This window comes from Stenotrophomonas sp. CFBP 13724, assembly GCF_014841975.1.
Lineage (GTDB): Bacteria > Pseudomonadota > Gammaproteobacteria > Xanthomonadales > Xanthomonadaceae > Stenotrophomonas > Stenotrophomonas lacuserhaii.
This window is the reverse complement of record NZ_JACYUW010000001.1, coordinates 899,486-913,563: the sequence shown is the minus strand read 5'-3', so window position 1 is coordinate 913,563 and position 14,078 is coordinate 899,486. Positions and strand designations below refer to the sequence as shown.

Genomic DNA, 14,078 nt, shown 5'->3' with positions numbered 1-14,078 from the left:
GTCGCCGGCGTAGGTCGTTCGTGGCAATGCGGCTCGGAGCTAACACTTCGGCTCTTGCCAACAATGTGCTGGCGCTTCGTCCTTGCCTGGGCACGCTGCATCCTGTTTCTCCAAGCCATCGTGGCGCCTAACGGGCCACAGGTTATCACCTGCATTCGATAGCAACCACTTCGACACAAAGTGTCTCAGCTGGCAGGGGGAACGCGCTACCAACGCACATCCTTATAGGGTGGGAATAGGGTGGAAATAGGGTGTAAAACGAAAAAAGGCTCGCACCGCGAAGTGCAAGCCTTTGTTCTAACATCACAAATTGGTCGGGACGGCCGGATTCGAACCGACGACCCTCTGCCCCCCAGGCAGATGCGCTACCAGGCTGCGCTACGCCCCGAATATCTGCGATGTTGCCCCGCCGTTGAAGCGGGCCGTGAAGTATAGCGGATCAACGCGAAAAAAGAATCAGCGGCGAAGCAGTTGCAGCACTTCTTCCAGTTCCACGCGGACCTGCTTGATGATCTGCTGGCTGAGCGCGGCTTCGCCACGCGCATCGGCGCCATCCAGCCGCAACCGCGCCCCGCCGATCGTATAGCCCTGTTCGTACAGCAGGCTGCGGATCTGCCGGATCATCAGCACGTCATGGCGCTGGTAATAGCGACGGTTGCCGCGGCGCTTGGCCGGCTCCAGGCTGGGAAACTCGGTCTCCCAGTAGCGCAGCACGTGCGGCTTGACGTCGCACAGCTCACTGACCTCACCGATGGTGAAGTAGCGCTTGGCCGGTATCGGCGGAAGCTCTCTGTTACTGCCCGGATCCAGCATACGCTTCCACCCTTTCCTTGAGCTTCTGGCCCGGACGGAAGGTGACCACCGTGCGGGCGGAAATCGGAATTTCCTCACCGGTCTTCGGGTTGCGACCCGGGCGCTGGTTCTTGCGCCGCAGGTCGAAGTTGCCAAAGCCGGACAGCTTTACCTGACGTCCATGTTGCAACGCTTCACGCAGCACATCGAAGAACGCATCGACGAATTCCTTGGCCTCACGCTTGTTCAAGCCCACTTCGTCGAATAGTTTTTCGGCCATTTCAGCCTTGGTCAGTGCCATCGCCTGCATACCCCTGGGTGCTGCCCGCTCAACCGCGGATCCGGGCGTGGTGTTCACGCTCGATGGCAGCGACCACCTCGGTCACCACCGCGTCCACGTCGCGGTCCGTCAGAGTGCGCGACTTGTCCTGCAAAATCAAGCCCATAGCGAGACTCTTGAAGCCCGGCTCGACCCCCTGCCCAACGTAGCGGTCGAACAGGTTCAGCTCGCGCAGCAGCGGCCCGGCGGCCAGCCGGACAGTGGCTGCCAGATCGGTCCAGGCGACCGCGTCGGGGGCCAGCACGGCCAGGTCGCGACGCACCGCCGGGAATCGCGACAGATCGCTGGCACGCGGCAGTTCACGGGCGGCCAACGGCGCCAGTTCCAGCTCCAGAGCGTAGACGTCCACATCGATGTCCATCGCCTTGGCCAGGCGCGGGTGGATCTGCCCGATCCAGCCCAGGCGCACCTCGCCGCGATACACATCGGCCGAACGCGCCGGATGCCCGTAAGGCTGGGCCGAGGGCTTGAAGGTCAGCTCGGCGCCACTGGCGGCGGCCAATGCTTCCAGGTCGCCCTTCAGGTCGTGGAAGTCGACCTTGCGTGCGGCCAGGCCCCACTGCTCGGCGTCGGCATCACCACATACCACGGCGGCCACGCGCTGGGTTTCCAGCGGCGCCGGCGCGCCTTCCCCAGCCTGCGCGGCGAACGCGCGGCCGATCTCGAACAGGCGCACCCGGCCGGCCTGGCGGGCCACGTTGCGGCCCAGCGTGGCGACCAGGCCCGGCAGCAGCGCCGGACGCATCACCGCCAGTTCGGCCGACAGCGGGTTGGCCAGCGACACCAGGTTGTCAACCAGCTGCCACTGCTGCAGCAGCTGCGCATCGACGAAGGCGAAGTTGATGGTTTCCTGCAGCTCGCGCGCCAGCAGCTGGCGCCGCACGCTGAGCTCTTCCAGGCGGGTTTCGCTGGGCATCGCCACGCGCGCGGCGCCGCCCGGCAGCGTGGTCGGGATCTGCTCGTAGCCGTGGATACGGGCCAGTTCTTCGATCAGGTCTTCTTCGATGGCGATGTCGAAACGACGGCTGGGCGCGGTGACCTGCCAGCCCTCGCCCGCTGCCGCCACGTCCATGCCCAGCGCGCGCAGGATGCGCTCCACTTCGGCGTCTTCGATGGTGATGCCCAGCACGCGGGTGATGCGTGCGCGGCGCAGCATGATCGGCGCCGGCGACGGCAGGTCGTCTGCGCGCAGCGATTCGGTCACCGGAGAAGCGGTGCCGCCAGCCAGTTCCAGCACCAGCGCGGTGGCGTGCTCGATGGCCGCTCGCGGCAGCGCCGGGTCCACGCCCCGTTCGAAGCGATGGCCGGCATCGGTGTGCAGCCCCAGCTTGCGGCCGCGGCCCATGATCGCCGCAGGCGCGAAGTGCGCCGCTTCCAGGAAGACATCGGTGGTGGCGTCCGTCACGCGGGTGTCGAGGCCGCCCATCAGGCCGGCTAGGCCGACCGGACGGTCCGCATCGGTGACCACCAGGAAGCTGTCGTCCAGCGCGGCGTCGCGGCCATCCAGCAGCTTCAGGGCTTCGCCCGCGCGCGAACGGCGCACGCCGATCGGGCCGCTCAGCGTGCCGAGGTCATAGGCATGCATCGGCTGGCCAAGGTCGAGCATCACGTATTGGGTGATGTCCACCAGCAGCGACACCGGGCGCACGCCGCTCCGGCGCAGGCGCTCGGCCATCCACAGCGGGGTCCTGGCAGCGGCGTTGACGCCTTCGATGACCCGGCCCAGGTAACGCGGCGCTTCGGCGCCGGCATTGAGTTCGATCGCCAGCTCACGCGAGCCGGTGGCCGGCACCGCATCGGCGGCGAACGGCACCACCTCGCTGCGGGTGGCAGCGGCCACGTCGAAGGCGATGCCGCGCACGCTGAAGCAGTCGGCGCGATTGGGGGTCAGCTTGATCTCGATGCTGCTGTCGGGCAGGCCGAGATACTCGACCAGCCCCTGCCCCACCGGTGCGTCATCGGGCAGTTCGAACAGGCCGGACGCATCGGAATCCAGGCCCAGCTCCTTGGCCGAACACAGCATGCCGTTGGAATCCACGCCGCGCAGCCTGGCCGCGCTGATCTTCAACGCGCCGATCTGTGCACCGACCATCGCCAACGGCGCGACCAGGCCCGGGCGCGCGTTCGGCGCGCCGCAGACGATCTGCAGCAGTTCGCCGCGACCGGCATCGACCTGGCAGATCTGCAGGCGGTCGGCTTCCGGGTGGCGCACGGCCTCCACGATGCGCGCAACGACGACGTGGTCCAGGCCACCGCCGAGCGCGTCGACCTCTTCCACTTCCAGCCCGATGGCGGTCAGCACGGCGCTGAGCTCATCGCGCGAGGCGGTGGTGGGGACGTGGCTGCGGAGCCAGTTTTCGGAGAATTTCATGGTGTCACCCTGGTGGGTCCGGCGCATGCGCCTGGACCTTGATGATGTGCCGCCGAGCATGGCTCGGCGCTACGGACAGCCGTTACGCGAACTGCTTCAGGAAGCGCACGTCGTTCTCGAAGAACGCGCGCAGGTCGTTGACGCCATAACGCAGCATCGCGAACCGCTCCACGCCCAGGCCGAAGGCAAAGCCGGTGTAGCGTTCCGGATCGATGCCGACGCTGCGGAGCACGTTCGGATGCACCATGCCGCAGCCCAGCACTTCCAGCCAGCGCGTGCTGCCATCGGGCTGCTGCCAGGCGATGTCCACTTCCGCACCTGGTTCAACGAAGGGGAAGTAGCTGGGACGGAAACGCATCTCGAAATCGCGCTCGAAGAACGCACGCACGAACTCGGACAGCGTGCCCTTGAGATCGGCGAAGTTGGAGCGCTCGTCCACCAGCAGGCCTTCGACCTGGTGGAACATCGGCGAATGGGTCTGGTCGCTGTCGCTGCGGTAGACCTTGCCGGCGGCGATCATGCGCAGCGGCGGCGCGTGCTCCCCCATGTAGCGGACCTGCACACCGGAGGTATGCGTGCGCAGCAGGCGGCCATCGCCGAAGTAGAAGGTGTCGTGCATCGCGCGCGCCGGATGGTGCGGCGGGAAGTTCAGCGCTTCGAAGTTGTGCCAGTCATCTTCGATTTCCGGGCCTTCGGACAACTCGTAGCCCAGGCGGCCGAAGATCTCGGTGATGCGCTCCAGCGTGCGGGTCACCGGGTGCAGCCCACCCCGGCCACCGCGACGACCCGGCAGGGTGATGTCGATGGCTTCAGCGGACAGGCGCGCATCCAGCGCGGCGTCTTCCAGAACGGCCTTGCGCTCGGCCAGCGCCGTGGTCAGCGTGTCACGCGCGCGGTTGATCGCTTCGCCGGCGGCCTTGCGCTCGTCGACCGGCAAGGCGCCAAGCTGCTTCAGCTGCGAGGTGATGCTGCCACTCTTGCCCAGCAGGGCCACGCGCAGCTGTTCCAGCGCATCGGGGCTCTGGGCGGCAGCCACATCGGCCAGTGCCTGGGCGGTCAGGGATTGGATGTCACTCATGGGGTGCCGGAACCTCGGGTCGGATATGCCCTCGCGATGCGCGAAGGGCCGACCCCCGTCGCCACCGCTGTCCGGCCGCCGCGCATTGCGCTGGCCACCGCACAAAAAAGAATGGGGAAGGACTTGCGCCCTTCCCCATGCATTGCCTTACCTGCGGGCGTTGCGTCAACGGCAACGACCGAGGAGGACTTATGCCGCCAGAGCGCCCTTGGCCTTTTCAGCCAGCGCGGCAAAACCGGCCGCGTCGTGCACGGCGATGTCTGCCAGCACCTTGCGGTCCAGGGTGATGCCAGCCTTCAGCAGGCCGTTCATGAAACGGCTGTAGCTCAGGCCATTGATGCGGGCCGCGGCATTGATACGGGTGATCCACAGCGAGCGGAAATTACGCTTCTTCTGCTTACGACCGATGTACGCGTACTGCTGGGCCTTGATGACGGCCTGCTTGGCAACGCGGAAGACCTTGCGACGGGCATTGTAGTAGCCCTTCGCCAGAGTCAGGATTTTCTTGTGGCGGCGACGCGCCTGTACGCCACGCTTTACTCGTGCCATGTGTTAATTCCTCAGAGGTAAGGGAGCATGCGGTCCAGACGGCCGGCGTCTTCTGCGCGGACGTGATTCGTCTGACGCAGGTTACGCTTACGCTTGGTCGCTTTCTTCGTGAGGATGTGGCTACGGTTGGCGTGGCCGCACTTGTACTTGCCCGAGGCGGTCTTGCGGAAACGCTTGGCCGCCGCCCGGTTGGTCTTGATCTTGGGCATTGCTATGTCCTTGATGGGATTTGACCCTGGTTTCTGACTGATCTGGCGGTGGCCTGGGCCACTCTTTCCGTCCTGCCATGATCCGCGTACGACCCCTCCTGATGGGTCGAGCCGGCAATCATACAGGGGAAACGGGCCTCGGGCAACGCCCCCCTGACCCTGCAACGGTAGCGCCGAGCCATGCTCGGCGAGCGCGGACCGCGCCCGGAAAAGCAGAAAGGCGCCAGCGGCGCCCTCCTCCCGTTGCATTCAGCCGCCAGGCGCCCGCAAAGGGCAGCCCGTCACGCCTTATGTCTTCTTCTTCGGAGCAATCATCATCACCATCTGGCGGCCTTCCAGGCGCGGACGGGATTCGATCACGATGTCCTCGCCCAGATCGGTCTCGATCCGGTTGGCCATCTCGCGACCCAGTTCCTGGTGGCTCATTTCGCGCCCACGGAAGCGGATGTTGACCTTGATCTTGTCGCCCTCTTCGAGGAAACCGCGCATCTTGCGCAGCTTGATCTGGTAGTCGCCCTCGTCCGTGACCGGACGGAACTTCACTTCCTTGATCTCGACCTGCTTGCTCTTCTTCTTGGCTTCGCTGGCTTTCTTCTGGGCTTCGAACTTGAACTTGCCGAAGTCCATCACCTTGCACACCGGCGGATCGGCCTGCGGCTGGATTTCAACCAGGTCCAGGCCTTCTTCCTCGGCCATGGCCAAGGCTTCGTCGCGCGTCAGCACGCCGATCATTTCGCCATCGCTGCCGATCACGCGTACGCGCGGCACGCGGATTTCCTGATTCTTTCGATTCTGTTTATTGTCAGGGGTACTGATATTGCAATCTCCCAGGGGTATCGAACCGGTCCGCGCGCCATTGCACACGGACCGGACCTTTGATTACGCGCCCTCGGCCTGCAGCCGTTCAATGAAGGCCTGGAGACTCATGCTGCCCAGGTCCTCGCCGGAACGCGTACGCACCGCCACGGCGCCGTTTTCCTTTTCGCGGTCACCAATGACCAGCAGGTACGGCACGCGCTGAAGCGTGTGCTCGCGAATCTTATAACCGATCTTCTCATTACGCAAATCGGCGACTACCCGGAAGCCTTGATCCGCAAGGGATTTGCGAACCTCGCTCACGTATTCAGCCTGGGCATCGGTAATGTTGGCCACCACCACCTGGGTCGGCGCCAGCCAGGCCGGGAACTGGCCGGCATGGTGCTCGATCAGGATGCCGATGAAGCGCTCCATCGAACCGACGATCGCCCGGTGCAGCATGACCGGGTGCTTCTTCTGGCTGTTCTCATCCACGTACTCGGCGCCAAGGCGGCCGGGCATCATGAAATCGACCTGCATGGTGCCCAGCTGCCAGGTACGGCCGATGGCGTCCTTCAGGTGGTACTCGATCTTCGGGCCGTAGAAGGCACCCTCGCCCGGCAGTTCCTGCCATTCCACCCCGCAGCTGGACAGCGCCGAGCGCAGCGCGCCCTCGGCCTTGTCCCACGTTGCGTCGTCGCCCAGGCGCGATTCCGGACGCAGCGCGATCTTGATCTGGATGTCCTCGAAGCCGAAGTGCTGGTACACCGCCAGCGCCTGCTGGTGGAACGCGGTCACTTCGTCTTCGATCTGCGATTCGGTGCAGAACACATGGCCGTCGTCCTGGGTGAAGCCACGCACGCGCAGGATGCCGTGCAGCGCGCCGGACGGCTCGTTGCGATGGCATGAACCGAATTCACCGTAGCGGATCGGGAGGTCGCGGTAGCTGTGCAGGCCCTGGTTGAACACCTGGATGTGGCCCGGGCAGTTCATCGGCTTGACCGCATAGGTGCGCTTCTCCGATTCGGTGAAGAACATGTTCTCCTTGTAGTTGTCCCAGTGGCCGGACTGCTTCCACAGCGACACGTCGAGGATCTGCGGGCAGCGCACTTCGCCGTAGCCGCTGTTGCGGTAGACGCGGCGCATGTACTGCTCGACCACCTGCCACAGTGCCCAGCCCTTGGGGTGCCAGAACACCAGGCCCGGCGCCTCTTCCTGCAGGTGGAACAGGTCCTGCTGCTTGCCGATGCGGCGGTGATCGCGCATTTCTGCTTCTTCGATGCGCTTGATGTACGCATCGAGCTGCTTCTTGTCGGCCCAGGCGGTACCGTAGATGCGCTGCAGCTGCTCGTTCTGCGCATCACCGCGCCAGTACGCACCGGAAATGCGGGTCAGCTTGAAGGCCTTCAGGAAGCGCGTGTTGGGCACGTGCGGGCCGCGGCACATGTCCACGTATTCCTGGTGGTAGTACATGCCCATCGCCTGGATGTCTTCGGACATGTCTTCGATCAGGCGCAGCTTGTAGTCCTCGCCGCGCGCCTTGAAAATTTCCACGACTTCAGCACGCGGGGTCACCTTCTTGACCACGTCGTAGTCCTGCGAGATCAGCTCGCCCATGCGCTTTTCGATCGCGGCCAGGTCATCCGGGGTGAACGGACGCTCGGACTGGATGTCGTAATAGAACCCTTCGGCGATGACCGGACCGATCACCATCTTGGCATCCGGATACAGCTGCTTGACTGCATGACCGACCAGGTGCGCGCTGGAATGGCGGATGATCTCCACGCCCTCCTCGTCCTTGGCGGTGATGATGCGCAGTGTCGCGTCCTTGGCGATCACGTCGCTGGCATCGACCAGCACGCCATCGACCGAACCGGCGATGGTGGCCTTTGCCAGGCCGGCGCCGATCGATTGGGCCACCTCCATGACGCTGACGGGATGTTCGAATTCGCGGCGGCTGCCGTCGGGAAGAGTAATCGTGATCATCGAAATGGCTTCTTGCTGTGCCCGCGCGGCGGGCTGGTATGCGGATCCGGGCAAGGCCCGGGCAATAAAAAAGCGCCGCGAGGGCGCCTGGATGGGAGCCTTCGGGTGCAGGTCAGCAGTGGGCGATGGTAGTGCTCATGTCACACGCTCGGCCGGCGCTTGGCGCGGGCCACCTGCATCCAGTGGGTTGGTTGTGGTCGATCTTAAACCAGCGCGGCACAAAGCCCAAGCGCGTCGGCCGCAGTCGCCTGAATAGCGGACACTGGATCACGCAAAAGTCAATGATTACCATACGCGTGCGTCGCTGCACCTTCTACCCTCCGGATCCCCGATGACCCCGCTTCCTGATCGTCGTCCCTCGTTGTACCTGGCGGGAATCCCACGCTGATGCAGGTACCCACCATCGGATTGTCCTCGCTGGGCTTCTGCTCGCTGGCGATGCTGGCCACCGCACTGTCCGCACTGGCGTTCTATGCCGCTTCGCCTCACTGCCGCTGGCCACGACTTCATCGCGCCGGCCGGCTGGGCCGGGAGATAGGCACCGTGGCCGCCGTTGCTGGCCTGTGGCTGTGGATGGCTGACCTGGGCGTCGGCGCGGGGTTGGTGATTGCCCTGTGCGTATGGATGGCCGCCGCCATGCTGCTACCTGCCCTCGCGGCCTGGCACCGCCCGGCCGCGCTGCCGGCCAGGAAGCCGCGCTGATGTGGCCGCGCGCCTTTGCCGGCCTCATCGCAGGCCTGTTCGTGGCCGCCGCGATCACAGGGCTGGTGGCGTGGCTGCCGCCTGGCCCTTGGGCCTCCGCGCTGGTGCCCAGCCTGATCACCTTCATCCCGCTGTGGATGCTGGCGGCGATGTGGGCCTTCAGCTTCCGCAGCGGAGCGCGCGCATGGAGCGTGATGGGCGCCTGTGCCACCGCTGGCTTCCTCCTGTTGTGGCTGTTGCGCCTGTCCGGCGCAGTGCAATGAGAATGATCCAATGAAGTTCAGCTCGCAGACCCTGCGCACCTTCACCACGCTGCATACCTGGGTCGGCCTGGTGGCCGGCTTCGCGTTGTTCGTGGCCTTCTACGCCGGCGCGCTGACCGTGTTCCACCACGACATCCCGATGTGGCAGACCCCGGCATCGGTGGACCAGCCCGCCGCCACCCTGGCCGACGCGCAACGCCTGCTGGATGGCGTGCTGGAACGCCATCCGGCCGCACGTGCGCACATGGGCATGACCTTCCCCGGCGGCGACCATCCGCAGCCGATCGCCTACTGGCAGGACGCCAAGGGAATCTGGCAGTACGCCTGGCTGGACCACTACGACGGCAGTGTCACCCCACCACAGACCGGTCTGGCCGAGCTGGTCAACGAACTGCATTACACGCTGGGCTTGCCAGTGGCCGGCATCTACCTGATGGGCATCGTCAGCCTGCTGTACGGCGTGGCGCTGCTCAGCGGGCTGGTGATCCACCTGCCCAAGCTGGCCGGCGACCTGTTCGCGCTGCGCCCGGGCCGCAACCTGAAACAGTTCTGGCAGGACGCGCACAACATCATCGGCGTGCTCAGCCTGCCCTTCCACCTGATGTTCGCCGTCACCGGGGCACTGCTGTGCCTGGTCTTCCTGCAGATGGCCCTGCTCAATCCACTGATCTACAACGGCAGGCTGATGCAGGCGGTACCGTCGGCGATGGATACCGCGCCGGTCCGGGCAGCCAGCGGCACCGCCGGCGAGGCGGTCAACCTGGCCGACCTGCATGCGCGTTCGCTGCAGGTGGCCCGCGATCAGGGCGTGCAGGGCTTCGAACCGGCCTACCTGAAGCTGGCCAACGCCGGCGACGCCGCGGCCACCATCGAGATCACCGGCGAATCCGAAGGCACGCTCGGCCCGGCCGGCGCGGTCGCCTTCGACGTCGCCAGCGGGCGCCTGCTGGCCAGCCAGTTGCCGGGCCGCCGCGATGCCAACCATGCCACCCTGAGCGCGGCCTATGCCCTGCACTTCGGCGAATTCGGCAATGGCGTGGTGGCTTGGCTGTATTTCCTGCTGGGCCTGGGCGGCGCCTTCCTGTTCTACTCCGGCAACCTGTTGTGGATCGAATCACGGCGCAAGCGGCGGCAGGTCGAGCAAGGCCGCGCGCAGGTCAACATGGCGCGCGCCACGGTCGGCGTCTGCATTGGACTGGTGGTGGCGATCTCGGCCGCCTTCGTCGCGGCGCAGATACTGGAGCGCGTGGCGCCGCATGCGGTGGATGCCGGTATCCGCTGGGTATGTTTCCTGGCCTGGGGTGCGTGCGCGCTGTGGGCCGCGCTGCGACGCCCGGCGCAGGCCGCGCGCGAACTGCTGTGGGCGGCTGCCGTGGCAACCGCGCTGGTACCGCTGGCGCATGGCGCACTCAGTGGATGGTGGTGGTGGACCAGCGCGGGCCATGGCCACTGGGCGCTGTTCTGGGTGGATGCGGTGGCGCTGGCCATGGCGGCCGGTTTCGCGGTGCTGGCGCGTGCCACCGCACGCCGCGCGCGGGATGGTGATCCGAACAGTGTCTGGGCCGATCCACAGTGAGCATCGCCCCGGATCAGCAAGGCGACAACGCGCCGCCGATGATGCGTTTGCCCGCTTGATCGAACGGGCGGGAATCTGACGCCAGCATACGCAAAGGACCCTATGCGGCGGCGGTCTTGTCCGCTGTCGCGGGCCAGTAGCGCAAGGAAGACTGGAATGGCGCAAGCGCACCCCTTCTTCCGCCACAGGATGTCGTCCATGAAACGCCGCATGTTTACTCCCGTATGCCACCAGGGCCCGTTGCCAGCTGATGACATCAAGCGCCGGAGATTCCTCCAGGCATCCTCCGCAGCGGGCCTGGGTTGCCTGCTTGCCTCGCCGGCAAACGCCTTTCCCGGCCTTGTGGACCTGATGGGGCAGCCACTATCGCGTTCAGTGGCCAACCCTGCGGCCGGTGCACCTACCATCGACACGATCAGAGCGCTTCTGCTTGCCAGCCTTGCCAAGACCTCGCCGGTGGTGGGCGGATTCTTCGCCGCCCTTGGGGACTTCTTCATTCCTACCGCCGGGGAGAAGCCCGAAACCCTATGGCAGCGCTACACAGATGCAAAAATCGAAGAAGCGGTAATCAACCTGGTGAAGGCGGACATGGCTGGGCTCAGCGACGTCGCCCGGCTCTACCGTGATGCGGTACGCGACGGAGACAAGGACACCATCAAGACGCAGAGCATCGCGGCACGCACCGTGTTCGCCCAGCGCTTGCCGCAGTTCCAGATGAGCGGGCACGAGATTGCCTTGCTTCCCTACTTTACGCTCGCCGCCACCCTTGAGATGACGCTCCTGAGGGACATGGCGCTCACTGGCAAAGAGATAGGCCTGTCCGATGACAATGTGGAGTCGGTGAAAGAAGACCTCACCCAGCGCATCAAGCGCTATGGCGATTACCTTGTTGAACCCATGAAGAAGGCTGTCGCCAAGGCGATTGACGATAATCCGCATTCGAATGATCCCGCTGGCAGGAACCAACCCTTGACTGCGGTGCTTTCCCTCCACAAGCAGATGAGCTTGGATGTCATCGACGTCTTCAGCACATGGAAGGCATTCGATGCCCGCAAGTATCCCAACGGCGCACGCATCGTTCTGGACCGCCAGGTATTCAGTCCGATCATCGGCTGGTGGGAAAGGGACTCGAAACCGCCGCAGGGCATTCCGAAATCGTGGAGGTTTGCTCCCCCGGACATCCGGTCCGTCGAGTTCTGGGTCAGGACACAATGGCGGACGGAGTGGATGTACGGCTTCAAGGTCACCTACGCGGACTCCACCGAGCTCACTACGGGAGAGATGTCAGGCACCCGAACCCTTCTGGATATGTCCGATCGTTATGCGACAAACGTCGCTGGGCACTCCGGGTCAGCCATCGGCGGAATGAAGCTGCGTACACACCCGGACAACCGACTGCATCAGGTGGGCCCTGATCCCTATGAGTCCCAGCGTGTCATCACCGCCTTCGCCCCCCGGGGTCATCGCCTGTCCTCGCTGCGCAGCATCGGAAAAGGCGTAAACAGTGGCGAGGGCGCCGTCAGCGGCTTCGTTGCGGGATTCCAGTTGCTGGACAAGGAGGCCGCGCCGGATTCTACAGACCTTCTCATGCAGCTCTCACCGGATCTACCGCCGCAGGTCATGCAATGGCTGGCGATGCAAGCATCATCTTCGCAGCGGATCGCGGGCACCGAGCTGCCTTCAAACTTCTGAAGCGGCGAAGCGGGGGCTTCCACGGCCGAGTGCATGCGCTGAAGGCAGCGCGGGCCGTGGAGCCCCACCTCCTCACTCCCCCACGACCCAGTCCAACAGCCGTGGAGCGATGTTCGGCGCAATCCGGTCGAACAGTTCCAGAGGCATTGGCTGGGCAACCTGGTCCACAAGCTGGAAGCCGATGATGTAGCCGCAATCGTCCCTGCCATCCGTCCAGCGGGCGCCACCTGCGCTTCGCATCGAGGAAAGCCGATGGTCGGCCGGCGCGACGATCGCCGGAGCGGTCTGGGTACGACGTGTCCCCACGGTACGCCATTGGCGATTGCGCCCCAACCCGAGCTCGACACGCTCGACAGCGGACCCGTAATGGATGCTGACGCGATTGATGTAGCCACTCGTTGGAAGATCGATGGTGGTGCGCTTTCCCGCTATCTCACCCGTGCGAAGCCGAGTCCCGTCCGCGTAATCAAGCGAGACACCAGCGAGATAGAGAAGCCTCGCGAACTCATGCTCCCAGAATTCAATGCTGCGGATGGTGCTGCTGGGGAGCGGGTATTGCGGAATATTCTCCGGCGCTTTGGAGTGGCTGTCCCACCATCCGGCCAGGTACATGATCTCCCTGTCCAACCGTACGCGTACCCGGGCCGGGTACTTCACAGCATCGAACGCATACCAGGTATCCCGGATGTCGATCACCGCTACCTGCAGCGCGGCCTTCGCACCCAGCATGGCGGCAAAAGGTTGGTTGCGCGTCTGCGGCGTGCCCCGATTGGGGTTGTCCGCTTTTGCTTTTGCCAATGCGGCGGCAACCTGCGTGTCGACGTATCGTGTGTACTCCTTTATGCATCTGGATAGCTGCGTTTCGATGCTCCTGCGGAATGCCGGGTCGAAGCCCAGGTTATCAGCCTTCAAGGCCATGTCACGCAACAGTGCGAGGTGCATCGTCGCGGCAACGGTATACAGCGGCAACAGGGCGATTTCTTCGCGTGGCAGCCGGAAGCTCGGCATGGCGGTCACGAAACTCGTGTTGGCAGCGATGCTCTGCACACCCATCGCGTTGAGGTCACCGGAATCGACAGTCTGCCGGTAGAGTTCAGCAACGGCCGAGAGACCTTCAAGGTCGCTCTGTACGAGCCTGAACAACGCGTCCGAGATAGCCCGGTCTACATATTCCCGCCACAACTGTTCAGCGGATTTGCCCACGCCCGGTATGAACAGCGCGCCGATGAACGACAGGAAGCCTCCCGTGACGGGAATCAGATTGAGGGCGGCAAGCAGTACGTTGCGCAATCCACTGGCGAGCCCCTCCGATACCAACGGCAGGACAGGCATGAAATGCGCCGGCACAGGTTCGGCGTGGAAGCTTCCGGCAGATACCGGGAAGGGGGGCAGCAGGCCGCTCAAGGTACCGGCAATGGCAAGCTGCAGCATGCGCCGCCTGCCAAGGTCATCAATCAATGGCAATGCCAGCGTGGCGGCGTCTTTCACAGGGCTGCGTTTCATGATGCTACGTTTCCGGAGGGTGGTCGGTAGGCGCAGTTTTTCAGGCGATCACAGCATTCGTCGCCTCGACCAAGAAACTGCTGTCCGGCGCGTCCCATCCCGCCGCAGTCCCCTCCTTCGTCGCGGCCCTGACGCAGCGCGCTGTGTCGATACAGGCATCACCAGCGAGTGATTGGCCGGACGACGGGCAAAGAAAAAGCGGGCCGAAGCCCGCTTTCTCGT

The 14,078-nt window shown here is 64.6% G+C and carries 13 protein-coding genes and 1 tRNA gene; 4 read left to right on the top strand and 10 right to left on the bottom strand.

Annotated features, from left to right (window positions below; all coding sequences use genetic code 11):
- Positions 1-311: 311 nt before the first annotated feature.
- The 9 genes from IFT63_RS03960 to thrS form a co-directional block, all read right to left on the bottom strand.
- Positions 312-388, bottom strand: a tRNA-Pro gene (locus IFT63_RS03960).
- A gap of 68 nt (positions 389-456) precedes the next feature.
- Positions 457-813 (bottom strand): MerR family transcriptional regulator, encoded by a 357-nt coding sequence (locus IFT63_RS03955; RefSeq protein WP_042612987.1) that lies wholly within the window; start codon positions 811-813, stop codon positions 457-459.
- The gene (locus tag IFT63_RS03950; RefSeq protein WP_042612988.1) at positions 794-1,093 is read right to left on the bottom strand and encodes an integration host factor subunit alpha; all 300 of its coding nucleotides are present in this window, start codon (positions 1,091-1,093) and stop codon (positions 794-796) included. The genes IFT63_RS03955 and IFT63_RS03950 overlap by 20 nt, the downstream gene beginning before the upstream one ends.
- Before the next feature lie 28 nt (positions 1,094-1,121).
- The gene (gene pheT, locus IFT63_RS03945) at positions 1,122-3,503 is read right to left on the bottom strand and encodes a phenylalanine--tRNA ligase subunit beta (RefSeq protein ID WP_192083301.1); all 2,382 of its coding nucleotides are present in this window, start codon (positions 3,501-3,503) and stop codon (positions 1,122-1,124) included.
- Between the two features lie 82 nt (positions 3,504-3,585).
- Positions 3,586-4,581 (bottom strand): phenylalanine--tRNA ligase subunit alpha, encoded by a 996-nt coding sequence (locus IFT63_RS03940; RefSeq protein WP_192083300.1) that lies wholly within the window; start codon positions 4,579-4,581, stop codon positions 3,586-3,588.
- Positions 4,582-4,770: 189 nt separating this feature from the next.
- The gene (gene rplT, locus IFT63_RS03935; protein WP_003484828.1) at positions 4,771-5,130 is read right to left on the bottom strand and encodes a 50S ribosomal protein L20; all 360 of its coding nucleotides are present in this window, start codon (positions 5,128-5,130) and stop codon (positions 4,771-4,773) included.
- An 11-nt stretch (positions 5,131-5,141) separates the two neighbouring features.
- The gene (gene rpmI, locus IFT63_RS03930) at positions 5,142-5,339 is read right to left on the bottom strand and encodes a 50S ribosomal protein L35 (protein WP_002811096.1); all 198 of its coding nucleotides are present in this window, start codon (positions 5,337-5,339) and stop codon (positions 5,142-5,144) included.
- 288 nt (positions 5,340-5,627) lie between these two features.
- Positions 5,628-6,155: a translation initiation factor IF-3 gene (gene infC / locus IFT63_RS03925; RefSeq protein WP_309689600.1), complete on the bottom strand. Its 528-nt coding sequence runs from the start codon at positions 6,153-6,155 to the stop codon at positions 5,628-5,630.
- Positions 6,156-6,218: 63 nt separating this feature from the next.
- Complete coding sequence (thrS, locus tag IFT63_RS03920; RefSeq protein WP_042612991.1) at positions 6,219-8,120, bottom strand: threonine--tRNA ligase; 1,902 nt, start codon at positions 8,118-8,120, stop codon at positions 6,219-6,221.
- Positions 8,121-8,507: 387 nt separating this feature from the next.
- Between thrS and IFT63_RS03915 the strand changes: the two genes are divergently transcribed.
- The 4 genes from IFT63_RS03915 (at position 8,508) to IFT63_RS03900 (ending at position 12,353) form a co-directional block, all read left to right on the top strand.
- Positions 8,508-8,822 carry a hypothetical protein gene (locus tag IFT63_RS03915; protein WP_042612992.1) on the top strand — a complete coding sequence of 105 codons (315 nt, stop codon included), beginning with the start codon at positions 8,508-8,510 and terminating at the stop codon, positions 8,820-8,822.
- Entirely contained in the window at positions 8,822-9,085 is a 264-nt protein-coding gene (locus IFT63_RS03910; protein WP_192083299.1) for a hypothetical protein, read from the top strand. The genes IFT63_RS03915 and IFT63_RS03910 overlap by 1 nt, the downstream gene beginning before the upstream one ends.
- A 10-nt stretch (positions 9,086-9,095) precedes the next feature.
- Complete coding sequence (locus IFT63_RS03905; protein ID WP_192083298.1) at positions 9,096-10,661, top strand: PepSY-associated TM helix domain-containing protein; 1,566 nt, start codon at positions 9,096-9,098, stop codon at positions 10,659-10,661.
- Positions 10,662-10,859: 198 nt separating this feature from the next.
- Complete coding sequence (locus IFT63_RS03900) at positions 10,860-12,353, top strand: insecticidal delta-endotoxin Cry8Ea1 family protein (protein WP_192083297.1); 1,494 nt, start codon at positions 10,860-10,862, stop codon at positions 12,351-12,353.
- Positions 12,354-12,425: 72 nt separating this feature from the next.
- Here IFT63_RS03900 and IFT63_RS03895 read toward each other — a convergent pair whose 3' ends face one another.
- Positions 12,426-13,856 carry an insecticidal delta-endotoxin Cry8Ea1 family protein gene (locus tag IFT63_RS03895; protein WP_192083296.1) on the bottom strand — a complete coding sequence of 477 codons (1,431 nt, stop codon included), beginning with the start codon at positions 13,854-13,856 and terminating at the stop codon, positions 12,426-12,428.
- Between the last annotated feature and the right edge of the window lie 222 nt (positions 13,857-14,078).

Coding starts and splice junctions, on each gene's coding strand:
- IFT63_RS03955 (WP_042612987.1), bottom strand. CDS start 813: ATGCTGGATCCGGGCAGTAACAGAGAGCTTCCGCCGATACCGGCCAAG.
- IFT63_RS03950 (WP_042612988.1), bottom strand. CDS start 1,093: ATGGCACTGACCAAGGCTGAAATGGCCGAAAAACTATTCGACGAAGTG.
- pheT (WP_192083301.1), bottom strand. CDS start 3,503: ATGAAATTCTCCGAAAACTGGCTCCGCAGCCACGTCCCCACCACCGCC.
- IFT63_RS03940 (WP_192083300.1), bottom strand. CDS start 4,581: ATGAGTGACATCCAATCCCTGACCGCCCAGGCACTGGCCGATGTGGCT.
- rplT (WP_003484828.1), bottom strand. CDS start 5,130: ATGGCACGAGTAAAGCGTGGCGTACAGGCGCGTCGCCGCCACAAGAAA.
- rpmI (WP_002811096.1), bottom strand. CDS start 5,339: ATGCCCAAGATCAAGACCAACCGGGCGGCGGCCAAGCGTTTCCGCAAG.
- thrS (WP_042612991.1), bottom strand. CDS start 8,120: ATGATCACGATTACTCTTCCCGACGGCAGCCGCCGCGAATTCGAACAT.
- IFT63_RS03915 (WP_042612992.1), top strand. CDS start 8,508: ATGCAGGTACCCACCATCGGATTGTCCTCGCTGGGCTTCTGCTCGCTG.
- IFT63_RS03910 (WP_192083299.1), top strand. CDS start 8,822: ATGTGGCCGCGCGCCTTTGCCGGCCTCATCGCAGGCCTGTTCGTGGCC.
- IFT63_RS03905 (WP_192083298.1), top strand. CDS start 9,096: ATGAAGTTCAGCTCGCAGACCCTGCGCACCTTCACCACGCTGCATACC.
- IFT63_RS03900 (WP_192083297.1), top strand. CDS start 10,860: ATGAAACGCCGCATGTTTACTCCCGTATGCCACCAGGGCCCGTTGCCA.
- IFT63_RS03895 (WP_192083296.1), bottom strand. CDS start 13,856: ATGAAACGCAGCCCTGTGAAAGACGCCGCCACGCTGGCATTGCCATTG.